This is a genomic window from Sandaracinobacteroides sp. A072 (assembly GCF_052616365.1).
The window spans coordinates 290,739-312,233 of the sequence record NZ_JBQXGU010000003.1; the positions used below are offsets into that span (position 1 = coordinate 290,739).

The following is a 21,495-nucleotide window of genomic DNA, read 5'->3' on the forward strand; positions in this document are numbered from 1 at the left end:
GAGGCCAGCAAAAACCCGTCCGACACGGCTTCAGCCGGCCAGGGGGCGCCCCGGCGACGGCACGGGCGTGCAGACCCCATCGGCCACGTCATGGTGCGCGGCATCGAGCCCTGCGAAGAGGGCGGGTTCGGTGCCTGTCAGCCAGCTCTGGCAGCCAAGGCCGGCGAGGCGGTCGAACAGGGCCAGCCTGCGGCCGGGATCGAGGTGGGCGACCGCCTCGTCCAGAAGGAGGAGCGGCGTGCGCCCCGTGCGGACCGCCACCAGCCGGGCATGGGCGAGCAGAATGGAAAGCAGCAGCGCCTTCTGTTCGCCGGTCGAGGCAAGGGCGGCCGGCATCGCGTCGCCGCCGCCAGCCGGCTTGCCGGCATGGACGACGACGAGATCGGCGCGGTGCGGCCCCATTGTGGCGCGCCCGGCAGCGCGGTCAGCGGCCCGGTTCGCCGCCAGGGCGGCAGCCAGCGCATCGGCGCCTTCCGGCGCGCCGCCGGTCGCCATCGCCAGGCCTGGGCGCGGAAAGGCGCCCTCGGGCACCTCGGCAAGCGTCGCCGAAAGCGCGGCGACCGTGCTGGCCCGCGCTTCGGCAAGGGCTGCGCCATGCCCGGCCATCTGCGCCTCCAGCGCCGAAAGCCAGGCCGGATCCGCCGGGGCATCCCCCACCAGCAGGCGCGTGCGGGCGCGCATCGCGGCTTCATAGCGGCTGGCATGGCCGGCATGGCCGGGGTTCAGCGCCAGGACCAGCCGGTCGAGGAAGCGGCGGCGGGCGGATGCAGCATCGGCGAACAGCCTGTCCATCGCCGGGGTCAGCCACAGGATCGAGCACCAGTCCGACAGGCTGGAGAGGGACGCCCTGGCGCCATTCACGCGCAATTCCCGTCGGTCGGGCGCTTCCGGGCGGGTGAAGGTCATAAGCTCGACAGGCGGCAGGCCGGCATCCGGCTCCAGCCGGGCCCTGATGGAAAAGCCACCCGCGATGCCCGTGCCGCCAGCCGATTCCATCTGCAGTGGCATCTGGGCCGCCATCTGGGCTGCCATCTGGGACAGGGAAGCCCCGCGCAGCCCCCGCCCGACCGCCAGCAACGACACCGCTTCCAGGATGTTCGTCTTTCCGGCGCCGTTCGGACCGGTCAGCAGCACGAAGGGCGCGCGGCCGGGCGCCAGCCGCGTCTCGCGGTGGTTCCGGAACCGCGCGAGCGCAATTTCGAGGAGATGAACGGATTCCGGCACTGCCGACGCTCTAGCCGGCGCACGCGCGAGCCGCTAGAGGCAGGGCAGACACCGAAGATGAAGGACTGGCCCGGGATGAACATGGCAGCGGAACTGATCGGCTTCCTCATATATCTGCTTCAGCTGTTCATCTGGATCATCATCATCCAGGCCATTCTCAGCTGGCTGGTGGCCTTCAACGTGGTGAACACCAACAACCGGTTCGTCTATTCCCTGCTCACCGGGCTGGACCGCATCCTGAACCCGGTGCTCAGGCCGATCCGGAATGTGCTGCCGGACATGGGCGGCATCGATCTCAGCCCGCTTGTCCTCATCCTCGGTATCATGCTCGCGCAGCGGCTGCTGCAGGGCCTTGCACTGGATCTCCTGATATGACCGCAACCGGACTGATCATCGACGGAAAGGCCATCGCCGCCCGCCTGCGGGCAGATATCGCGCAACAGGTCATTGCCCGCATGGCGGCCGGCGCCCGCGCGCCAGCGCTCGCCGTGGTGCTGGTGGGCGAGGACCCGGCAAGCCAGGTCTATGTGAAGAACAAGATCGAGGCCTGCCGCCAGGCCGGAATCACCTCGATCGAGCACCGGCGGGACACCAGTCTGTCGGAAGCCGACCTGCTCGACCTCGTGGCCCGGCTGAACGCCGACCCGGCCGTCGATGGAATCCTCGTTCAGCTTCCGCTTCCGCCCCAGATCGATGCGCAGAAGGTGATTTCCGCCATTTCGCCGGAAAAGGACGTGGACGGTTTCCACCCGGTCAACGCCGGGCGCCTCGCGACCGGCCTTGACGGCTTCGTTCCCTGCACCCCGCTCGGCTGCCTCAGGCTGCTCGAGCAGACGCTGGGCGACATCAGCGGAGCCGAAGCGCTGGTCATCGGCCGCTCGAACATCGTCGGCAGGCCCATGGCCTCACTGCTGATCGGCGCATCAGCGACCGTGACGGTCGCCCATTCCCGCAGCCGCGACCTGCCGGAACTGGCCCGCCGGGCCGATATCCTGATCGCAGCCGTGGGGCGGCCGGAAATGGTGCGTGGCCACTGGGTGAAGCCGGGCGCGACCGTAATCGACGTGGGCATCAACCGCGTGGCCCGCGAAAGCGGCACCGGCACCCGGCTGGTGGGCGATGTCTGCTTCACCGAGGCCGCCGAAGTCGCCGCCCACATCACCCCGGTTCCCGGCGGCGTCGGCCCGATGACGATCGCCTGCCTTCTCGAAAACACGCTGAAGGCTGCCGCGCACTGATGAGCCTGCCCTGGGATCTCTTCATTTCGGCGCTTGTCACCCTGCTGGTCGTAATCGACCCGCCGGGCGCTGCCCCCATATTTGCCAGCCTGACGTCCGACGCGACCGACAAGGCCCGCAAGGCGATGGCCATCCGCTCGGTGCTGATCGCGTCCGCCATCCTGTTCGGGTTCGCGCTGGTGGGGGAACCGTTCCTCGGCGCCCTTGGAATCAGCCTCGATGCCTTTCGCGTGGCGGGCGGGATCATGCTGTTCCTGATCGCGGTGGACATGGTGTTCGAAAAGCGCACCAAGCGCCGCGAGGAACGGGCCCAGGAAGTGGAGGCCGAGGATGTCTCGGTCTTCCCCATGGCCATGCCCATGATCGCCGGGCCTGGCTCCATAGCGGCCGTGATGCTGCTGACGGCGCGCGCCCAGAGCATGGCCGACAGGACTGCCGTCTATCTCGCGCTCGCCCTTGTCCTGCTGCTGACCCTTGCCGCCCTTCTGGCAGCCGGCCCGATCATGCGCCGGGTGGGCGCCAAGGTCGAGGCGATGATCACCCGCCTGCTCGGCGTGATCCTGGCGGCGCTGGCCGCGCAGATCGTCATGGACGGCATAAAGGGCGCTCTGGGCTGAGCGTCGAAATCCGGGCAACCGGGCGCCCTCCCGCCGTCCCGCCCGGGCACGCGCTTCGCCGCACCCCCACCCCGCCCCCCTTGCACTTTTGTCCCTTCATGGTGACATTGCCTGCAGGCCGGACTCTTCGCCGGCCAGACAGGACGGTCAGATGCCTTCATTCTCGCGTGATCTTGAAACCACCCTTCACAATGCCCTCGCCGAGGCGAGCCGGCGCCGGCATGAATATGCAACGCTTGAACATCTGCTGCTTGCCCTCATCGGGGATACCCACGCCTCCGTCGTGATGAAGGCGTGCGGAGTCGATCTCGACGAGCTGAGCGCCCAGGTCACCCGCTATCTCGACACCGAGCTTGGAAGCCTGAAGGCCGACAGTTCGGTCGATCCCTCGCCCACTGCCGGCTTCCAGCGCGTGGTGCAGCGCGCCATCCTCCATGTGCAGTCTTCCGGCCGCGAGGACGTGACCGGAGCGAATGTTCTTGTCGCCCTTTTTTCCGAGCGCGAGAGCCACGCCGTCTATTTCCTGCAGCAGCAGGACATGACCCGCCTCGACGCCGTTTCCTACATCAGCCACGGCATCGCCAAGGTGCCGGGCATGAGCGACCCGAAGACCCCCAAGGGCGCGGAAGAGCAGAATGAAGCGCGCGAGGAGCGCCGCGGCGAACGCCAGCAGAAGGCTCCGGAATCGGCGCTGAAGCAGTTCACCGTGAACCTGAACGAGAAGGCGGCCGCCGGAAAGATCGACGTGCTTGTCGGACGCGACGCCGAGGTGGACCGGACCATCCAGATCCTCTGCCGCCGTTCCAAGAACAACCCGCTCTATGTCGGCGACCCCGGTGTCGGGAAGACGGCCATCGCCGAAGGGCTGGCGCGCAAGATCGTCGAGGGCGATGTACCCGACGTTCTGAAGCAGGCCACCATCTACTCGCTCGACATGGGCGCGCTGCTGGCGGGCACCCGCTATCGCGGCGATTTCGAGGAACGGCTGAAGAATGTGGTGACGGAGCTCGAGAAGCTGCCGCACGCGGTTCTCTTCATCGACGAGATCCACACCGTGATCGGCGCCGGGGCCACCAGCGGCGGCGCGATGGATGCCTCAAACCTGCTGAAGCCGGCGCTGTCCTCGGGTGCGATCCGCTGCATCGGCTCCACCACCTACAAGGAGTTCCGCAACCACTTCGAGAAGGACCGCGCGCTGCTGCGCCGCTTCCAGAAGATCGACGTGAACGAACCGACCGTCGAGGATACGGTGAAGATCCTGACCGGCCTGAAGCCGGCCTTCGAAAAGCATCACAATGTGCGCTACACGCCCGACGCCATCCGTTCGGCGGTCGAGCTTTCGGCGCGCTACATCAATGATCGCAAGCTGCCCGACAAGGCGATCGACGTGATCGACGAAAGCGGATCAGCCCAGATGCTGCTGCCGGAATCGCGCCGCAAGCGCCTGATCGGCGTGAAGGAAATCGAGGCCGTCGTCGCCACCATGGCCCGAATCCCGCCGAAATCCGTCTCGACGGACGACAAGAAGGTGCTGGAAAACCTGGAAGGCGAACTGAAGCGCGTGGTCTTCGGGCAGGACAAGGCGATCGAGATCCTCGCATCGGCCATCAAGCTCTCTCGCGCCGGCCTGCGCGAGCCGGACAAGCCCATCGGCAACTACCTCTTTTCCGGCCCCACCGGGGTCGGCAAGACCGAAGTGGCCCGCCAGCTGGCATCCATCCTCGGCATTCCGCTGACCCGGTTCGACATGTCGGAATATATGGAACGCCATTCCGTCAGCCGGCTGATCGGCGCGCCGCCGGGCTATGTCGGCTTCGACCAGGGCGGCCTTCTGACCGACGCCGTCGACCAGAACCCCCATTCTGTCCTGCTGCTCGACGAAATCGAAAAGGCCCACCCGGACCTCTTCAACATCCTCCTGCAGGTGATGGACAATGGCAAGCTGACCGACCACCACGGAAAGACGGTCGATTTCCGCAACACCATCCTCATCATGACGACCAACGCAGGCGCTGCGGACATGGCGCGCGAGGGCATCGGCTTCGGCGCCGGGCCGCGCGTGGGCGAGGACGAGGAGGCGATCAAGCGGCTGTTCACGCCGGAGTTCCGCAACCGCCTCGACGCCATCGTGCCGTTCGATTACCTGCCGCCGGAAATCGTCGCCCGCGTAATCGACAAGTTCATCCTGCAGCTCGAGCTTCAGCTGGCGGAGCGCGATGTCCATATCGCCCTTTCGGATGAAGCCAAGCAGTGGCTGATCGCCCATGGCTATGACCGCAGCTATGGCGCGCGCCCGCTGGGCCGCCTGATCCAGGAAATGATCAAGCGCCCGCTTGCCGACGAACTGCTGTTCGGCAAGCTGGTGCATGGCGGCGAGGTGCGGGTGCACATCCGGGATGACAAGCCGGCCTTCGAGATCAGCGCCGCCGCGCCCAAGGCCAAGGCCCGCAAGCGCAAGAAGCCCGAGACCGCACCCGACGCTTCGGCAAGCAAATAGGGCCAGCGCGTGAACGGCGCCGCCTGGCAAGGCCTTGCCGAGGCCTTGCCAGGGGTCGGCTTCGCAAGCGCGCCCCTGCTGGCGGGCCTGCTGCTGGCGGTGAACGGCTGGACCCTCCTTCGCTTCCGGGAGGACAAGCTGCGGGCGCTGCACGGGCTGCCGCGTTTGCCGGAACGCCGCCTGCTCAGGCTGGCGCTCATCGGCGGGTCGCCCGCAGCCCTGCTGGCAACAGAGGTTTTCCGCCACAAAAGGCGCAAGCCTTCCTTCATGCTTCGCCTGCGCCTCATCGCCGTGGCGCAGGCAGGCCTGTTGCTGGGCCTGGCGATTGCCGGCCTGATGACGGCTGAGGCTGGCTGAGCCCGCTTGCGCCGGGCAATATTGTATACAATATGCTGGCAAGCAGACGCCGCCCCGCAAGCGCCTGCCAGTTACGCCTGTAAGTGGCCCTTCCTCCTCAAGGGAGACCTTGCCAGCATGTCAAAAGCCGCAGACACGGCCTATGCCCGGATCCGCGCCGGAATCACCGGGGGCGAATGGCCGCCCGGGGCGCCGCTTCGCGAAGAGGAACTGGCGAACCTGTGCGGCCTGTCGCGGACCCCGGTGCGCGAGGCGCTTCGCCGGCTCGAAGCGGACCTGCTCGTCCGGCGCGGCCCCGGCGCCCGCTCCTTCGTTGCCGACTGGTCGGCAGAAGATGTGGCCGAAATGTTCGCCTTGCGGGCCATCCTCGAAGGCCATGCCGCCGCGCGCGCCGCCACCCGGATCGGCCCGGCCGCGCTCATGGCCCTGCGGGCGCACAACGCCCGGATCCTCAAATCCGTCCGCACGGGCGATGCCGCCACCTTCCTTGAGGCGAACAGCGCCTTTCACGCCCTCGTCGTGGAGGCGGCGCAATCGCCGCGCCTTGTGTCCATGCTGGCGGCGCTGGTGGAACAGCCCGTGGTGCGGCGCACGGCCGAACGCTATGACAACCGCGCCTTCCAGCGCAGCCATGAAGAGCATGACGCCCTTCTCGAAGCCTTTGCGGCGGCCGATCCGGTCTGGGCGGAAAGCGTTATGACAGGCCATATCCGCCGCGCCTTCCACGCCTTCCGCGCGGCTTCCGCCCTGCCGCCTGCGCAGGCCGAAGACTGAGCACGGCGCAAACATCCTTTACACACTGGGGGGTGGGCCGCGCCGCCGGCTGGCGTTAACCATGCTTTCAGACCGGGCAAACCGGCACAGTGAAAGGTCAAGGTCGCACCATGCAGCAGATGCCCGAACTCCGCTCGGAAACCGCACTCCGCCGCGCCCGCAATGCCCGCGCGGCGCTCGACAGGCTGATCGAGAACCAGCCGGAGCAGGCTCGGATGCACATGGATGAAACCATGCGCACAGCGTCCGCCGCCAACCCGGACATCGGGCTTCGCCAGGCCCGCATCGCCGCCCAGCGCAACCATCTCGAACAGCGCGCATCCGTTTTCGGCATCTTTGCCGGCGCACTCACCCTCGGGCTTCTGCTCCTTCTGTTTCTGCAGGAAGCGGCCCCGGCGGTTCTCGCCACCCGCCTGCTGGTGGCCGGGCTGGTCCTCGGCGTCATCCGCATCGCCATGCTGCCGGGCAGCAAGCTTGCCACCACCCAGATGATCGCGACTGCAGCACTCAGCCTCTATCTGCTGGGTCCGGAAGCGAATGCTGTCAGCAGCGGGATCGGCACCTGGGACCTTGCAATCCTGCTGCCCTGCTGGGGGGCGCTCGTCTTCCGCTGGCTGCAGATGCAGGACGCCCGCGCCATCGACTTCGACGAAGCCGACCTGCTGCTGGATGCCCGAGGCCTCGGCACCATGCGCGAACAGATCCGCCGCAAGCAACGCGCCATCATCTGAGAGATATCTCAGCAGCAGGATAAAGAAAAAGGGCCAGGGCGACACACGCCCCGGCCCTTTTCTGTTTCACGCCACAGCCTGTTTCAGCCGTCGGCGCGCGTCAGATCACGCCTTCCTGGCGCAGCCCGGCGATATCGTCATCGCTCAGGCCCAGAAGCTCGTGATAGACTGAATCCGTATGGGCGCCGATGGGCTGGCCCGGCCAGTTCACCTTGCCGGGCGTTGCCGAAAGCTTCGGAAACACATTCTGCATCCACAGGTTGCGGAATTGCGGATGCGCCACCTTCACCAGCGCCTCGCGGGCCTTGAAATGCGGGTCGTCCAGCATGTCGGGCGCCTTGTAGATCTTCCCGGCCGGCACCCCATGGGCATCCATCAGGGCAAGCAGGTCTGCGGCGGAAAAGCCGCGCGTCCAATCGGCGATCAGCGCATCCAGTTCCGCCTGCCGCGCGCCCCGGGCATGGTGGGTGGCATAGCGCGGGTCGGTCGCCAGGTCCGGGCGCTCCATCGCCTCGCAGAGCCGTGCGAAGACACTGTCCTGGTTGGCGGCGATCAGGATTTCCCCGTCGGTGCAGGGATAGACGTTGGAGGGTGCGATTTCCGGCAGGATGGAGCCGGTCCGTTCGCGGGTATAACCGCCTTCCGTATATTCCGGCACGGTCGATTCCATCATCGCCAGCACCGCTTCATAGATCGCCGAATCGACGACCTGCCCCTCGCCCGTGCGGTGGCGGTGATGCAGCGCCATCATCGCGCCAAGGCAGGCGAAGGTGGCCGCCAGCGAATCGCCGATGGAAATGCCGACACGGCTTGGCGGCGAACTCGGATCGCCCGCCAGGTTACGGATGCCACCCATCGCCTCGCCGATGGAGCCATAGCCGGCGCGCGGCGCGTAGGGGCCCGTCTGCCCGAAGCCGGACACGCGGATCATGATGAGGCCGGGGTTCTCCGCCGCCAGCGCCTCATAGCCCAGACCCCATTTCTCCATCGTGCCGGGGCGGAAATTCTCGAGCATGAAATCCGACTTGCGCACCAGCCGGCGCAGCAGTTCCTGCCCGCGCGGGTCGCGCAGGTTGAGGGTGATGGTCTTCTTGTTGCGGCCGATCACGGGATACCACACCGGCTTGCCACGACCCCACTGGCGCATCGGGTCGCCGGCGCCGGGGTCGGACGGGTCCGCCGGCGGCTCCACCTTGATCACTTCGCAGCCATGATCGGCCATCAGCTGGCCACAGAAGGGGCCTGCGATCAGCTGCCCTGCCTCGATCAGCCGCAATCCGTCCAGCGCGCCCTGTGCCATGGTGGTCCTTTCCTGCCTGCTTGCCTGTCTTGCGCGCGGGGCATATAGGCTGTGGTGACATTTGTATACAATCCACTCCATCGCATGGCGGAGAATCCCGATGGCGCAAGCAAGCGGCGGGCATGTCCAGATCGTCGAAGTCGGCGCCCGCGACGGCCTTCAGAATGAAAAGGCCGTCATCACAACGGCCGACAAGGTCGCCCTGCTGACCCGGCTGATCGATGCCGGCGCAAGACGCCTGGAGGTTGCCAGCTTCGTCAACCCGGCGCGCGTGCCCCAGATGGCCGATGGCGAGGCGGTGATCGCCGCCCTGCCCGACCGCCCGGACGTCAGCTACATCGGCCTCGTTCTCAACAAGCGCGGCGTGCTGCGCGCGCTCGAAACACGCGAGGGCGGGCGGCGCGGCGTGGACGAGGCGGGCTGCGTCCTCGTCGCCTCCGACAGCTTCGGCCAGCGCAACCAGGGGCAGACGATCGCCGAAGGCCTGCGCGAGAACCGCGAGATGCTCCGCCTTGCCCGCGAAGGCGGGCTGGTGCCGCAGGTGACCATTTCCGCCGCCTTCGGCTGCCCGTTCGAAGGCCTGGTGCCTGCCGAGCGAATCGCCAGCCTTGCCGCCGAAATGGCCGATGCCGGCGCCGTCGAGATTGCACTTGCCGACACCATCGGCGTGGGCGTGCCGGCGCAGGTGGAGGATCTTTTCGGCCGGGTGCGCGAGGCAGCGCCGGGCGTGCGCCTGAGGGCGCATTTCCACAACACGCGCGGCACCGGCATCGCCAATGCCTGGGCGGCAGTGCGCGCCGGGGTCGCGGTGCTGGATTCCAGCCTTGGCGGGCTGGGCGGCTGCCCCTTCGCGCCACGCGCGACCGGCAATATCTCGACCGAGGATCTCGTCTACATGCTCGACCGCTCAGGCGTGGAGCATGGGCTGGACCTCGATGCCCTCATCGCCATCAACCACTGGTTCGAGCCGCTGATCGGCCGGCCGCTGCCTTCCATGCTGGGCAAGGCAGGCGGCTGGAGCGGCGCGCCGGCAGCGGCCTGAAGGGCGCGCGGCCATGGCCCGCCACATCATCCTTCTGGCCGCCGGGCTTGCCGCCCTGATTGCCGCCGGCCCTTCACGCGCCGAACTGGTGACACGCGGGCCAGAGGGTTTCACCTCGGCTAGCAGCGCCCGCCTGTCGAGGGCGCCGGCGGATGTCTGGGCGGCCCTTGTTGCCTGGCACCGCTGGTGGGATCCTGCGCACAGCCATTCCGGGCAGGTGGGCGCCATGAGGCTGGAAGCCGATGCGGGCGGCGCGCTGCTGGAACGCTGGGATGGGGGCAGCGTACGCCACGCAAGCGTGCTGGCGTCCATGCCGCCTGCCCTCCTCAGGCTCGAAGGCGGCCTGGGGCCGCTTCAGGCGCTCCCGGTCAACGCCGTGCTAGACTTCACCCTGAAGCCGGATGGACCCGGCACGCTGCTGTCGATGGAATACAGGGTGGCCGGCACGGCATCCGGGCTGGAAGCCATGGCGGAACCGGTCGACGCGGTGATGAGCGCCGCCTTCCGGCGGCTTGTCAAACAAATAGGCGGAGCGGACACACAGCCCGGCCCCTGAAGCAGTTCAGCCTGGGACAGAATGGCCCCGAGGCGGTGCGGCCGGGCAAGGCCCGCCGCACTGCGCTCAGGAAAATGGATCAGGCCGTGGTGGAATAGCCGCCATCCACCGTGATGGTGGCGCCGCACAGGAAGGCCGAAGCCCTGGAGCCCAGGAACAGCGCGCAACCGGCCATGTCCAGCGAATCCCCCCAGCGCTTCAGCGGGGTCTTGTCGAGGGCATTCTCGTTGATGTCGTCGGCGACGCTCGCCGTCATCTTCGAGGGGAAATAGCCCGGCGCGATCGCATTGACGGTGATGTTCCGGCTGGCGAGATTCTTCGCCATCATGCGGGTCAGGTGCAGCACGCCCGCCTTCGATGCCGCATAGCTGTAGGTTTCCATGTGGCTCACATGCTGGCCATCCATCGAGCCGATGTTGATGATCCGCGCATGATCCTCGGGCGTTGCCGCCGCTTCCAGAAGCTTCACCAGTTTCTGCGACAGGAAGAAGACGGACTTGACGTTCAGGTCCATCACCTTGTCCCAGCCGGCTTCGGGGAATTCGTCGAAACTCGCGCCCCAGGAGGCGCCGGCATTGTTGAACAGGATATGGACCTTGTCCGTCAGCTTCGCGACTTCGGCCGCGAAGCGCTCGATCTCCTCCATCCGCGACAGGTCTGCGGCGATGGCGGTCGCGTTCGGGCCGAGTTCGGCTGCAAGCCCTTCCACATCGGATGCCTTGCGGCTGCTGAGGATGACCCTGGCGCCATTCTCGACATAGGCGCGGGCGATCATTTCACCGATGCCCCGGCTTCCGCCGGTGATCACGACGGTCTTGCCGGCAACGGAAAAGAGATCGGAAATCCTGAACGACATGAGCACTCCTAGACTGGTTCGCCATGGGCCCGCGCACGGTCGAGCCTCGAAGCTTCGGCTGCCGGAAGCTGGCGGTAGATGAGATAGAGCAGCACCGCGGCAACAGGCATGAGCGTGATCAGTGCCAGATTGGCCTTGGCAAGGCTACCGAACACCTCGGACAGCTTGCCCACGGTGAACGGGCCAAGGCCCAGGCCGATCATGGTGGTGCCGAGGAAATAGGTGGCCGTGGCAGCGCCGCGCATGCGCGGCAGCACAAGATCCTGCGTCGTGGCGGCAGCAACCCCCACCCACATCGAGCCGGTGATCGAGTTGAAGAAGGCCAGAACGTAGAACAGGGCGACCGATTCCGTCGTGAACTGCAGCCAGATGAGCGGCGCGGTGGCGAAGATGCCGGCCATGGGCACGAACAGGCGGCCTGCCGGGTTGCCGCGCTTGAACCAGTCCGCCATGCGGCCGCCGATGATCACGCCCAGAAAGCCGCCCAGCGCGCCGCCGCCGCCCAGGAACAGGCCGGCGGTCGCTGCGTCCACCTGGAAGGTGCGCATGGCATAGGGCGCTGCCCAGAAGCCCACGGCATAGCCCTTCAGCGAGACGATCCCGAAGGTGATGACGACCAGGATGAAGGCCGGCGTGCCCCAGATGAGCTGGTAGGTCGGCCGGTCGCGCATCTTGATGGATTGCGACCAGGAAAACACCGCATAGGAGCCGGTGCCGAGCGCCAGCCACTGCTGCCAGCTGCCCATCAGCTGTGTCAGCCCCCAGGCGATCGCCGCGATGACAAACGCTGCGATTACATTCTCGATCAGCGCACGCTTGCCGTAACGGGCCGCGTGGAAAAAGGTGAAGGGTGGCAGAACCGAGGAAAGCTCGGTGAAGAATTTCGGCCAGGGCCTCGGTTCCTTGGGCATGATGATGCCTTCGGAAAGCCCGCGGATCGGCTCCTTCAGGGTGGAAACCCAGATGGCGAGCAGCAGGCCCGGAATGCCGACCGCCATGAAGGCGGCCTGCCAGCCGACAAGGCCGAGCGGGCCGCCACCGGGGAAGGCGTCGTTCCAGCCATCCTTGATGAAACCGCCCAGGAACAGCGAGATGCCGCCACCGAGGTAAAGCCCGGACGAATAGACGGCGAGCGCCGTTGCGCGTTTTTCCTTGGGGAAATAATCTGACAATACCGAATAGGCGACGGGTGTGGCCGAGGCTTCGCCGACGCCGACGCCGATGCGGGCTGCGGCCAGCTGGCCGAAATTCTGCGCTGCGCCCGACAGCGCCGTCATGCCGGACCAGAGGGTGAGGCCCGCCGTCAGCAGGCGGACACGGTGCCACATGTCTGCCAGGCGGCCGAGCGGAATGCCGAACAGTGCGTAGAAGACACCGAACACCGTGCCATAGAGAAAGCCGATTTCGGCATCGCCGATGCCCAGGTCGCGCTTTATGTCCTCCGCAAGGATGGACATGATCTGCCGGTCGATGAAGTTGAAGACGTATACGAGGACGAGAACGCCCAGCACATACCAGCTGTAAGGACCGCCGACCCGGGACTTGGCTTCGGCGATTTCGGCTTCAGTAGGCTCCATGCATTCCCCCGTAATTCTCCCGGGTCATCACCTAGCAGCCAAATTTCCGCCGTGAAACAGGTTTCAGGCTTTGCGGCCCTGTCCATTTGCGCATGTCGAGACCGGAAGGCCCGAGCGAACATCGAGCGCACATGGAGCACACATGGCGTCATGCCCCGGAAACGGCCCTGCCATCTGTGCGCCTGCCCCGGAACAGGCTATCAGGGCATGACATGAGCAGCCTTTACGACCATGTGCCCAACCGGCGCGCCATCATCGACCGGCGGCAGGCCACTGCCCGAGTGCAGGAAGCCATTGCGGATGCCCCCGCCGAGGAACGCCGCCTCGCGGTTGCGATGGCGCTCAGGAAGATGCTGGATGACGGCCGGGCCGAAATCCGCCGCCGCATCCGCGCCAACCCGGGGCGGGGCATGGAACTGGCGGCCGCGCAATCCTTCCTGATCGACCAGATCCTGCGCATGGCCTTCGATGCCACCACCCAGCAGCTTTACCGGCTGGACAATCCGAGCACGGCCGAACGCATCTGCCTTGTGGCCGTGGGCGGCTACGGGCGCGCCGAAATGGCGCCATGGTCGGACGTGGACATCATGTTCCTGGCGCCGCTTCGCCATACCGCCTGGGTCGAGCAGGTCGTCGAGGCCATTCTCTACATCCTGTGGGATCTGGGCCTGAAGGTGGGCCACTCCACCCGCACGGTGGACGAGATGATCCGCATGGCGAAATCCGACCTGACCGTGAAGACAGCGCTGCTCGAAGCCCGCTACCTGTGGGGGGACCAGTCCCTCTATGAAGAAGCGCGCAGCCGCTTCATGACGGATATCGTCGCCGGCGAGGCCCGGGCCTTCATCACCGAAAAGCTCGCCGAGCGCGACGAGCGCCACCGCCGGATGGGCGACAGCCGCTATGTCGTCGAACCGAACGTGAAGGAGGGCAAGGGCGGCCTGCGCGACCTGCAGACCCTCTACTGGATCGGCAAGTTCGCCATGCAGGCGACCAGCGCCGCCGAACTGGTGGACAAGGGCCTCTTCACGGCGGCCGATTACCGGCAGTTCCAGCGTGCCCACAACCATCTGTGGGCGGTGCGCATCAGCCTGCACGATCTCGCCGGCAGGGCCGAGGAGCGCCTCACCTTCGACGTGCAGCGCGAGCTTGCCGACCGGATGAACTATGCCAACCGCCCGGGCATGGCGGCGGTGGAGCGCTTCATGCGCCATTATTTCCTCACGGCGCGCCAGGTCGGCAGCCTGACGGGGCTGTTCCTGGCGCATCTCGAGGAAAGCGTCTCGCGAACCGCCTGGGTGCCCCGCCTTTCACGGCGGCCGCGCCGGCTCAATGGCTTCCGGCTGGTGCGCGGGCGCATGGAAGCCCCGTCGGACAGCTATTTCGCCGAGGATCCGGTCCGGCTCATCGAACTGTTCCAGATCGCCGACCGCGAGGGGCTGGAGATCAACCCCCTCACCCTCAGGCAGGCGGCCCGCGATTCAGCGCTGATCACCGAGGCGGTCCGCCGGGACCCCCGCGCCAACGCGCTGTTTCTCGATGTGCTGACCAGCCCGAGAGACCCGGAAACCACGCTGCGCCTGATGAACGAGGCCGGGGTCTTCGGGCGCTTCATTCCCGATTTCGGGCGTGTCGTGGCCAAGATGCAATATGACATGTACCATCATTATACAGTGGACGAGCATACCATCCGCGCCATCGGCCTGCTCGCCCGGATCGAGAAGGGCGCGCTGCAGGACGACCATCCGCTGTCGTCCACGGTGATCCACCAGCTGCTGTCCAGGCGCGTCCTCTACGTCGCCGTTCTGCTGCATGACATCGCCAAGGGCCGCGGCGGGGACCACAGCGTGCTGGGCGCCGAAGTGGCGATGAAGCTGTGCCCGCGCCTCGGCCTGACGGAAGCCGAGACGGATACGGTTGCATGGCTGGTGCGCTACCATCTGCTGATGAGCGCCACGGCCTTCAAGCGCGACCTCGCCGACTTCAAGACCATACTCGATTTCACCGAGGCCGTGGCCGGCATGGAGCGGCTGCGCCTGCTGCTGGTGCTGACGGTGGTGGATATCCGCGCCGTGGGGCCGGGCGTGTGGAACGGCTGGAAGGCGCAGCTTCTGACCACGCTTTACACCAGCGCCGAAGAAGTGCTGCGCCTGGGCCACAAGCAGACGGGCCGGCGCGAGCGCATATCCCGGCGGCAGGAGCGGCTGCGCCAGGTGATGGGCGTGGCCGAGGCGAAGTTCGAAGCCTATGCCACCCGCTTCGCGGACAGCTACTGGCTGGCCGAGCCATCGGATGTGCTTGCATCCAACATGGCGCTGGTGATGGACGCGGACCGGGACAAGCAGCAGTTCAGCATCCGCTCCCAGCCGGACAAGGTGGCTGGAACGACGCTCGTCACCATCTATGCGGCGGACCATCCCGGCATCTTCTACCGTATCGCCGGCGGGCTGGCGCTGGGCGGGGCCAGCATCGTCGATGCGCGAATCCACACCACGCGCGATGGCATGGCGCTCGACAATCTCGTTGTGCAGGACCCGCTCGGCGGCCCGTTCGACGAGCCGGAGCAGATCCGCCGGATGGAAACGGCGGTGATGGATGCGCTGGCCGGCAAGGTGAAGCTGGCCGACAGGCTGAAGGCGCGCCCCCTGCCGCGGCGACGGCAGGAAGCCTTCCGCGTCGTGCCGCAGGTGCTGATCGACAACAAGGCGTCGAACAGGTTCACGGTGGTGGAAGTGAATGCGCTGGACCGGCCGGCGTTGCTCTATGCGCTGACCTATGCGCTTTATGGCGCGCGGGTCACCATCCATTCCGCGCATATCGCAACTTATGGCGAACGGGCGGTCGACACTTTCTATCTGACCGACCTGACGGGGGACAAGATCGTCTCGACGCAAAGGCTGAAAGCGCTGGAACGCCGGCTGCTGGAAGCTGCCGCGACGCCGGGCGCGGCAGACGACAGGAAAGACGGCGCGGCCGCCTGACCGGCCCCCGCCCGGAAAGGGCAAGGGGCCGGCGGCGGCATGTTCGTCCGGAGGTCAGAAGCGGACGTTCACACCAGCCATGAGCTGATGGCGCGACGGGCTGGCCGTTGCATCATTCGTGGCGACATCAAGCGTGCGGGCCGGGAAGCTCTTGTATTCACTGTAGCGATACTCGCCCTTCAGCGAGACATTCTGCGTCAGCATATGCTCGACACCGCCGCCAAGGGTCCAGCCATCGCGGTTGGAACTGCGGCTGCCGACGGCATCCTCGACAGTGAAGCGCGTGTTCACCCAGCCACCCCGACCATAAACCAGCGTCTCGGGGCCGGCGAGGACGCCGGCGCGGGCCGCGAGGCCGAGCGTGCGACCGGTATCATAGCTGAGGCCGGCGGGGCCGCGCACGGTGCCGTCATTACCGGAAACCGATGCCTCCGCACCCAGCACGAAGCCGCTGCCTACCTTCGCATCATAACCGAGCACGGCACCATAAGCGAAGGCGTCGTCCTTGTCCTTGACGTCATAGACCGGCGCGCCGAGCCTGGCCTTCGTGCCCATCTTGTTCTGCTGCCAGCCAAGTTCGGCACCAATATAGGGCCCGTTGAAGGGTTCGGCAGCCATCGCCTGGGAGGCGGCAAGAGTGGCGCCAGCGAAAAGGGCGGCGCCGAAAACAGTCCTGGCAAGAGCCATGGCAAGAAACCTTTCACATTATATCGGGCGGCTCGGGGCCGGCCCTTGTTGATTCGGCCGGCCTGCAGCCAACCTTGCGCCCTTCATGCCGCCGGCTGGCTGACGAGGCGCTGAATCCGCCGTTTTCCTGAGGTTAATAAATGATTTAGTCATGCACCATGCCAGATGCATGCTTTCCGGACTGCCGGACTGGTCACATCATTCCGCTGCGGCATTGTCCTGCGGGCAGGCGCAGGCACGCGGCTTTCGTGGCGGCGGCGCCGTGGTCGCGAACTCCGCCGCTGTCAGTGCGCCATTGCCGTCAGAGTCCGCCTTGCGGAATTTCGCGATGCCGCTTGCTGCATATTCCTCGAACGACAGCCGCCCGTCCCCGTCCCGGTCGAGCTTGTCGAAGTTGCGGCGGCGCACGTGCAGATATTCATCTTGCAGGATTCGCCCGTCGTCATCGCGGTCGGCGCGGGCGAAGCGCTTTTCCTCCCGGCTTTTCGGGGAAGGCGGAAGCGGGGCGGGCGGCACATCTTCGCCATCGTCCGGCAGGGGTGGGGCCAGCGGGGCCATGGCCGGCGCCGCGGACTGGGGCGATGCCGCCTTCTCCGCACTGCCGGTGGCCCAGAGCGTCGCCGCCGCGCCAAGGGCAAGGGCTGCGCCAAGCGCGAAAAACAGTCGAAACCGGGCGTGGAGCATGGACAGCGCTTTCGGACCGGGCGCGCCCACCCGCGCCCCAGTGCCGACCCCGGATGCCGCCTAGCATGGCGACAGCCAGCCGCCTAGCGGGCGGAAATGGCCGTGCGCAGCATCCGCCACTGGCGGCCGGCCGAGGCCGCGCGCCGCAGGGGCCGGCCAGACCGCAGGCGCGCCCAATCCTCATGGGCAAGGGCATCGAGCACGGCCAGCGATGCCGGCAGACGGGTAGCGGGGAGGTCAGGAAGCCGCGGCGGATCGAGCCGGGAAAGCCGCAGTTCAGCCTGCCCCCAGCCCGGCCGCCACAGTCGGGCAAGCGCCCAGCGCGTGCCGGCCAGTTCGGCGGCTTCGGCTTCGGCCGCTTCAGGGGCACGGCCCAGAACAACGGTTGCAAGCGCCCGGAACAGCGGAGCGCCACGCGATGTGGCCAGCGCCAGCGGGTCGAGCGGGCCATCCGTCAGCAGCGGAAGGAAGCCCTCTTCGATGATGGAAAGGCCGGCCGGGTCCAGCCCGCGCGGCACGGCATGGGCCGCCAGCGCCTGCAGGATCGGCTGCGGCGGCGCGGCAGTGCCGCCCGCCAGATGGTCGAGCTGGTCCCGCCACCAGGCGAGGCGGATTTCGGCCAGCATCGGCTCGCGGGCGTCCGCCACGACGCGCAGCTGCTCAAGATCATAGGCATGCAGCGCAATCAGCGCCGGTCGCGCGGCTTCCGGTGCGTAGAGCACCGAAAGCCAGCGTTCACGGTCACGGCGCTTCAGGTCTGAGGAGAGGCCATCGTCCATGCGGTCAGGCCGGCCGGCTGATCATTCCTCGCCTTCGCCCACCGGCTCCTTGCCGGTGCGCAGGCTGCGCACCGTGGTCTTCGGGAAGAAGATCGGCTTTTCGTTGCGAAGCAGATCGGTGATGGTCGCGATCATCGCTTCGGGCAGGTCGATATGGCTCACCGTGCGGCCTTCCCGTTCGGGGCGCAGGGGGGCGCCGGGAACGCGGAAGTGGATGGTGCCGGTCTGCTGGCCATCCGGCGCGTGCAGGAAGATGCGCGCGCGGTCGCCATCCAGGCCTTCCGGCCCGCCATAGATCGCCACTTCATAATCATAGACCATCGGCATGGAACGTCCCCTCGGGCTCAGCGGGTCAGGCGCTTGTACTGCAGGCGGTGCGGCCTGTCTGCCGCGTCGCCAAGGCGACGGCGCTTGTCGGCTTCGTACATTTCGAAATTGCCTTCGAACCACTCGACATGGCTGTCGCCCTCGAAGGCGAGGATATGGGTTGCCAGCCTGTCCAGGAAGAAGCGGTCGTGGCTGATGACCACGGCGCAGCCGGCGAAATTCTCCAGCGCCTCTTCCAGCGCCCGCAGCGTTTCCACGTCGAGGTCGTTGGTCGGTTCGTCGAGCAGGAGGACGTTGCCGCCATCCTTCAGCATCTTGGCCATGTGCACGCGGTTGCGCTCACCGCCCGAAAGCTGCCCCACCTTCTTCTGCTGGTCGGTGCCCTTGAAGCCGAACGCCCCGACATAGGCGCGCGAGGAAATTTCCTGCTTGCCGAAATAGAAGCGTTCGTTCCCGCCCGAGACTTCCTCCCAGACAGTCTTGTTCGGGTCGAGCGCGTCGCGCGACTGGTCGACATAGCCGAGGTGCACGGTTTCCCCGATGCGCACGGTGCCGGTGTCGGGCTTTTCCTGGCCGGTGATGATCCTGAACAGCGTGGTCTTGCCCGCGCCGTTCGGCCCGATCACGCCGACGATTCCGCCCGGCGGCAGGCTGAAGGTAAGATCCTCGAACAGCAGCTTGTCGCCATAGGCCATGGACACGCCGTTCAGCTCGATGACGGTCGAGCCGAGGCGCTCGGGGTTGCGGATCAGGATTTCGCGATCCGAAGTCCGGCGGGCATCCTGCCTGGCGACCAGTTCGTCGAAGGCCTTGATCCGCGCCTTGGATTTCGTCTGCCGCGCCTTGGGGCTGGAGCGGATCCACTCAAGCTCCTGGCTGATAGCCTTGCTGCGGCCCTCCTCCTCGCGGGATTCCTGCGCCATGCGCTTGGCCTTGGCTTCGAGCCAGGCGGAATAATTGCCTTCGAAGGGGATGCCCTGGCCGTAATAGAGTTCCAGAACCCAGTTCACGACATTGTCGAGGAAGTAGCGGTCGTGGGTAACGAGGATGACGTTGCCCTGATACTCCTTCAGATGCTGTTCGAGCCAGGCGACGGATTCGGCGTCGAGGTGGTTGGTCGGCTCGTCCAGCAGCAGGATGTCGGGCTTTTCGAGAAGCAGGCGGCACAGCGCGATACGCCGCTTCTCGCCGCCCGAAAGATTGGTCACCGGCCAGTCGCCCGGCGGGCAGCGCAGGGCGTCCATCGCGATTTCCAGCTGGTTGTCGAGCGTCCAGCCATCGACGGCGTCGATCTTTTCCTGAAGCTCGCCCATTTCGGCCATCAGGGCGTCGAAGTCCGTGTCATCCTTCGGATCGCCCATTTCGGCGGAAATGGCATTGAAACGGTCGATCATGTCGGCAACCGGGCGTACCCCGTCCTTCACATTCTCGAGCACGCTCTTGTCCGGATCGAGCTGCGGCTCCTGGGCGAGATAGCCCACGCGTACGCCTTCGGCGGCCCAGGCCTCGCCGACATAATCCTTGTCGATGCCGGCCATGATCTTCATCAGGGTCGACTTTCCCGACCCGTTGATGCCGATGATCGCGATCTTGGCGCCGGGCAGGAACTGCAGGTGGATGTTATTGAGGATCGGCTTGGACGCGCCAGGGAAGGTCTTGGTCAGACCCTTCATGACGAAACTGTACTGATAGGCCACGGCAGTCCTTCTCGTGCGGCGACGGGGTTGGAAATCTGTCGGCGCGTCTAGCCCAGCCGCGCGCCCGTCTCAACCGCGCAAAGCCGCTGCCGGGAACGCGCCCGGGAAAAGCCGGCGCATCAGACGATCAGCAACCGGTTGGGCAGTTCGTCCGGATTGTGACCGGTGGCTGGGAAATGGGTGGCGAGAACGTCCGCCGCAAGGGCAATGGCATCGACAAAGCCCTGCGCCACGTCGCCCCGCTTCAGCCCGGCGAGCAGGGCATCGACCGTTTCGCCCCAAAGCTCGGGCGAAACCTTCGTGTAGATGGCCTCGTCGGCGATCACTTCCACCACATGATCCTCGGCCGAGACATGGATGAGAACACCGGTGCGCGCGCTGGTCAGGTGAATGCCGCGCGCCAGAAACTGCTTGAGCGCGATTTCGTGCACGCGATCCCGGCGCAGCGCCATAGGGGCCAGCCGCTGCGCAAGGGGCGACCACCACAGAAGCAGCGTGGCAAGAAGCAGGATCAGCGCCTGCGCAATGGCGTAAAGCTCGATGATCTCGAAATCGCCGAGCGGCACGCCCTCCCACAGGCCGATGGCGGAGGCCCAGCGCGACGGCCCGAAGTCGAGGAGGCTGGCAGCCGCCGGCAGCACGAAGGCGATGACCGCCGCCAGCGCCAGAACCCATTCCACATAGCGGTGGCGCTCCACCGCCAGCGTGCAGACGATCTCGCCGCTGGTCCGGGTCTCGGCCTCGTGGATCGCCGCCGCGATCCGTGCCTGCTCGTCTGTTGTCAGGTGCATCACCAACCCCCGCTGGCGCCGCCGCCGCCGAACCCGCCGCCGCCGCCGGAAAAGCCGCCACCGCCGCCACCCCAGCTGCCGCCGCCACCGCCCCAGCCGCCCATGCCGGGGCCCCAGATGACGATCGGCCCGGAACGGCCGCGCCGCCGGCCGCCTCCTCCGCCGCCGCTACCGCCGCCGCCATGAAAGGCGCTCCACAGCCAGAAGGCGAGGATGATGAGGATGATGAAGACGACAAGACCATTGCCGTCTTCCGATTCGGCGCGCACCTGCGCCACGGCCTTTTTGGCGCGGGCCGCGGCTTCCTCGGGCGGCAGCTCCATCTGGCTTGCGATCTGCCCGAAGCCCGCCAGCACGCCGCCCGGCATGTCCCCGGCGCGGAAGCGCGGCAGGATCGCCTGCTGGATGATGACGGACGAAAGCGCGTCGGTCAGCACCGGTTCAAGGCCATAGCCCACCTCGATCCGCACCCTGCGGTCATTGGGGGCGATCAGCAGGATGACGCCATTGTCCTTGTCGGCCTCGCCGATGCCCCAGTGCCGGCCGAGCCTGTAGCCATAATCCTCGATCGGATAACCCTCCAGATCGGGGATGGTGGCCACCACCAGCTGCGCGCCGGATTGCGCCTCGACCGCTTCCGAGCGGGCGCTGATCTGCGCCTCCACCTCGGGCGGCAGGATGCCGGCAGCATCCACCACCCGTCCCGAAAGCGGCGGGAAGCTCTGGGCGGCCAGCGGCGCCGCCAGCAGAAGGAAAAGCAGAAGCGCCAGCTGGCGCATC

21 protein-coding genes are annotated in these 21,495 nt (G+C 66.8%); 10 read left to right on the plus strand and 11 right to left on the minus strand.

Features of this window, described 5'->3' with window-relative positions:
* Positions 1-30 precede the first annotated feature (30 nt).
* Positions 31-1,224 (minus strand): DNA replication/repair protein RecF, encoded by a 1,194-nt coding sequence (gene recF, locus ACUJ46_RS10315; protein WP_445390402.1) that lies wholly within the window; start codon positions 1,222-1,224, stop codon positions 31-33.
* Between the two features lie 75 nt (positions 1,225-1,299).
* On the opposite strand from recF, the gene ACUJ46_RS10320 reads away from it, so the two are divergent.
* From ACUJ46_RS10320 to ACUJ46_RS10350, 7 genes are all read left to right on the plus strand, one after another.
* Complete coding sequence (locus tag ACUJ46_RS10320) at positions 1,300-1,599, plus strand: YggT family protein (RefSeq protein WP_445390403.1); 300 nt, start codon at positions 1,300-1,302, stop codon at positions 1,597-1,599.
* A complete protein-coding gene (gene folD / locus ACUJ46_RS10325; RefSeq protein WP_445390404.1) occupies positions 1,596-2,462 on the plus strand; it encodes a bifunctional methylenetetrahydrofolate dehydrogenase/methenyltetrahydrofolate cyclohydrolase FolD in 867 nt (288 codons plus the stop codon). The genes ACUJ46_RS10320 and folD overlap by 4 nt, the downstream gene beginning before the upstream one ends.
* A complete protein-coding gene (locus tag ACUJ46_RS10330) occupies positions 2,462-3,079 on the plus strand; it encodes a MarC family protein (RefSeq protein ID WP_445390405.1) in 618 nt (205 codons plus the stop codon). The genes folD and ACUJ46_RS10330 overlap by 1 nt, the downstream gene beginning before the upstream one ends.
* Before the next feature lie 151 nt (positions 3,080-3,230).
* The gene (gene clpA / locus ACUJ46_RS10335) at positions 3,231-5,576 is read left to right on the plus strand and encodes an ATP-dependent Clp protease ATP-binding subunit ClpA (RefSeq protein ID WP_445390406.1); all 2,346 of its coding nucleotides are present in this window, start codon (positions 3,231-3,233) and stop codon (positions 5,574-5,576) included.
* A gap of 9 nt (positions 5,577-5,585) precedes the next feature.
* Positions 5,586-5,933 carry a DUF1294 domain-containing protein gene (locus ACUJ46_RS10340; protein ID WP_445390407.1) on the plus strand — a complete coding sequence of 116 codons (348 nt, stop codon included), beginning with the start codon at positions 5,586-5,588 and terminating at the stop codon, positions 5,931-5,933.
* A 117-nt stretch (positions 5,934-6,050) separates the two neighbouring features.
* Complete coding sequence (locus tag ACUJ46_RS10345) at positions 6,051-6,707, plus strand: GntR family transcriptional regulator (protein ID WP_445390408.1); 657 nt, start codon at positions 6,051-6,053, stop codon at positions 6,705-6,707.
* A 110-nt stretch (positions 6,708-6,817) separates the two neighbouring features.
* The gene (locus ACUJ46_RS10350) at positions 6,818-7,438 is read left to right on the plus strand and encodes a hypothetical protein (protein ID WP_445390409.1); all 621 of its coding nucleotides are present in this window, start codon (positions 6,818-6,820) and stop codon (positions 7,436-7,438) included.
* 100 nt (positions 7,439-7,538) lie between these two features.
* Here ACUJ46_RS10350 and ACUJ46_RS10355 read toward each other — a convergent pair whose 3' ends face one another.
* Positions 7,539-8,738 (minus strand): CaiB/BaiF CoA transferase family protein, encoded by a 1,200-nt coding sequence (locus ACUJ46_RS10355; RefSeq protein WP_445390410.1) that lies wholly within the window; start codon positions 8,736-8,738, stop codon positions 7,539-7,541.
* Positions 8,739-8,838: 100 nt separating this feature from the next.
* On the opposite strand from ACUJ46_RS10355, the gene ACUJ46_RS10360 reads away from it, so the two are divergent.
* The gene (locus ACUJ46_RS10360; RefSeq protein WP_445390411.1) at positions 8,839-9,780 is read left to right on the plus strand and encodes a hydroxymethylglutaryl-CoA lyase; all 942 of its coding nucleotides are present in this window, start codon (positions 8,839-8,841) and stop codon (positions 9,778-9,780) included.
* A gap of 13 nt (positions 9,781-9,793) precedes the next feature.
* Positions 9,794-10,336 (plus strand): SRPBCC family protein, encoded by a 543-nt coding sequence (locus ACUJ46_RS10365; protein WP_445390412.1) that lies wholly within the window; start codon positions 9,794-9,796, stop codon positions 10,334-10,336.
* A gap of 79 nt (positions 10,337-10,415) precedes the next feature.
* Here the strand turns inward: ACUJ46_RS10365 and ACUJ46_RS10370 are convergent, their stop codons facing one another.
* Positions 10,416-11,192, minus strand: coding sequence for an SDR family oxidoreductase (locus ACUJ46_RS10370; protein WP_445390413.1), 777 nt, complete (start codon positions 11,190-11,192; stop codon positions 10,416-10,418).
* A gap of 8 nt (positions 11,193-11,200) precedes the next feature.
* A complete protein-coding gene (locus ACUJ46_RS10375; RefSeq protein WP_445390414.1) occupies positions 11,201-12,769 on the minus strand; it encodes a spinster family MFS transporter in 1,569 nt (522 codons plus the stop codon).
* A gap of 212 nt (positions 12,770-12,981) precedes the next feature.
* Here ACUJ46_RS10375 and ACUJ46_RS10380 point away from each other — a divergent pair, with 212 nt between their 5' ends.
* Positions 12,982-15,750, plus strand: a complete 2,769-nt coding sequence (locus ACUJ46_RS10380) for a [protein-PII] uridylyltransferase (RefSeq protein ID WP_445390415.1) — start codon at positions 12,982-12,984, stop codon at positions 15,748-15,750.
* A 54-nt stretch (positions 15,751-15,804) separates the two neighbouring features.
* Here ACUJ46_RS10380 and ACUJ46_RS10385 read toward each other — a convergent pair whose 3' ends face one another.
* The 7 genes from ACUJ46_RS10385 to ACUJ46_RS10415 form a co-directional block, all read right to left on the minus strand.
* Entirely contained in the window at positions 15,805-16,437 is a 633-nt protein-coding gene (locus ACUJ46_RS10385) for an outer membrane protein (protein ID WP_445390416.1), read from the minus strand.
* A gap of 198 nt (positions 16,438-16,635) precedes the next feature.
* Entirely contained in the window at positions 16,636-17,151 is a 516-nt protein-coding gene (locus ACUJ46_RS10390) for an EF-hand domain-containing protein (protein ID WP_445390417.1), read from the minus strand.
* A gap of 53 nt (positions 17,152-17,204) precedes the next feature.
* Entirely contained in the window at positions 17,205-17,900 is a 696-nt protein-coding gene (locus ACUJ46_RS10395) for a squalene/phytoene synthase family protein (protein ID WP_445390418.1), read from the minus strand.
* A 21-nt stretch (positions 17,901-17,921) separates the two neighbouring features.
* Positions 17,922-18,227 (minus strand): hypothetical protein, encoded by a 306-nt coding sequence (locus ACUJ46_RS10400; RefSeq protein ID WP_445390419.1) that lies wholly within the window; start codon positions 18,225-18,227, stop codon positions 17,922-17,924.
* A 17-nt stretch (positions 18,228-18,244) separates the two neighbouring features.
* The gene (gene ettA / locus ACUJ46_RS10405) at positions 18,245-19,924 is read right to left on the minus strand and encodes an energy-dependent translational throttle protein EttA (RefSeq protein WP_445390420.1); all 1,680 of its coding nucleotides are present in this window, start codon (positions 19,922-19,924) and stop codon (positions 18,245-18,247) included.
* A gap of 119 nt (positions 19,925-20,043) precedes the next feature.
* Entirely contained in the window at positions 20,044-20,715 is a 672-nt protein-coding gene (locus tag ACUJ46_RS10410) for a TPM domain-containing protein (RefSeq protein WP_445390421.1), read from the minus strand.
* A complete protein-coding gene (locus ACUJ46_RS10415) occupies positions 20,715-21,494 on the minus strand; it encodes a TPM domain-containing protein (RefSeq protein WP_445390422.1) in 780 nt (259 codons plus the stop codon). The genes ACUJ46_RS10410 and ACUJ46_RS10415 overlap by 1 nt, the downstream gene beginning before the upstream one ends.
* Position 21,495: the final 1 nt, after the last annotated feature.

What these genes read in the sequence shown, in the direction of transcription:
- folD (WP_445390404.1), top strand. Translation starts at nt 1,596, where the DNA reads ATGACCGCAACCGGACTGATCATCGACGGAAAGGCCATCGCCGCCCGC.
- ACUJ46_RS10370 (WP_445390413.1), bottom strand. Translation starts at nt 11,192, where the DNA reads ATGTCGTTCAGGATTTCCGATCTCTTTTCCGTTGCCGGCAAGACCGTC.
- ACUJ46_RS10365 (WP_445390412.1), top strand. Translation starts at nt 9,794, where the DNA reads ATGGCCCGCCACATCATCCTTCTGGCCGCCGGGCTTGCCGCCCTGATT.
- ACUJ46_RS10385 (WP_445390416.1), bottom strand. Translation starts at nt 16,437, where the DNA reads ATGGCTCTTGCCAGGACTGTTTTCGGCGCCGCCCTTTTCGCTGGCGCC.
- ACUJ46_RS10330 (WP_445390405.1), top strand. Translation starts at nt 2,462, where the DNA reads ATGAGCCTGCCCTGGGATCTCTTCATTTCGGCGCTTGTCACCCTGCTG.
- ACUJ46_RS10360 (WP_445390411.1), top strand. Translation starts at nt 8,839, where the DNA reads ATGGCGCAAGCAAGCGGCGGGCATGTCCAGATCGTCGAAGTCGGCGCC.
- ACUJ46_RS10375 (WP_445390414.1), bottom strand. Translation starts at nt 12,769, where the DNA reads ATGGAGCCTACTGAAGCCGAAATCGCCGAAGCCAAGTCCCGGGTCGGC.
- ACUJ46_RS10320 (WP_445390403.1), top strand. Translation starts at nt 1,300, where the DNA reads ATGAACATGGCAGCGGAACTGATCGGCTTCCTCATATATCTGCTTCAG.
- ACUJ46_RS10400 (WP_445390419.1), bottom strand. Translation starts at nt 18,227, where the DNA reads ATGCCGATGGTCTATGATTATGAAGTGGCGATCTATGGCGGGCCGGAA.
- ACUJ46_RS10355 (WP_445390410.1), bottom strand. Translation starts at nt 8,738, where the DNA reads ATGGCACAGGGCGCGCTGGACGGATTGCGGCTGATCGAGGCAGGGCAG.
- ACUJ46_RS10345 (WP_445390408.1), top strand. Translation starts at nt 6,051, where the DNA reads ATGTCAAAAGCCGCAGACACGGCCTATGCCCGGATCCGCGCCGGAATC.
- ACUJ46_RS10410 (WP_445390421.1), bottom strand. Translation starts at nt 20,715, where the DNA reads ATGCACCTGACAACAGACGAGCAGGCACGGATCGCGGCGGCGATCCAC.
- ACUJ46_RS10395 (WP_445390418.1), bottom strand. Translation starts at nt 17,900, where the DNA reads ATGGACGATGGCCTCTCCTCAGACCTGAAGCGCCGTGACCGTGAACGC.
- clpA (WP_445390406.1), top strand. Translation starts at nt 3,231, where the DNA reads ATGCCTTCATTCTCGCGTGATCTTGAAACCACCCTTCACAATGCCCTC.
- ACUJ46_RS10380 (WP_445390415.1), top strand. Translation starts at nt 12,982, where the DNA reads ATGAGCAGCCTTTACGACCATGTGCCCAACCGGCGCGCCATCATCGAC.
- ACUJ46_RS10350 (WP_445390409.1), top strand. Translation starts at nt 6,818, where the DNA reads ATGCAGCAGATGCCCGAACTCCGCTCGGAAACCGCACTCCGCCGCGCC.
- ACUJ46_RS10415 (WP_445390422.1), bottom strand. Translation starts at nt 21,494, where the DNA reads ATGCGCCAGCTGGCGCTTCTGCTTTTCCTTCTGCTGGCGGCGCCGCTG.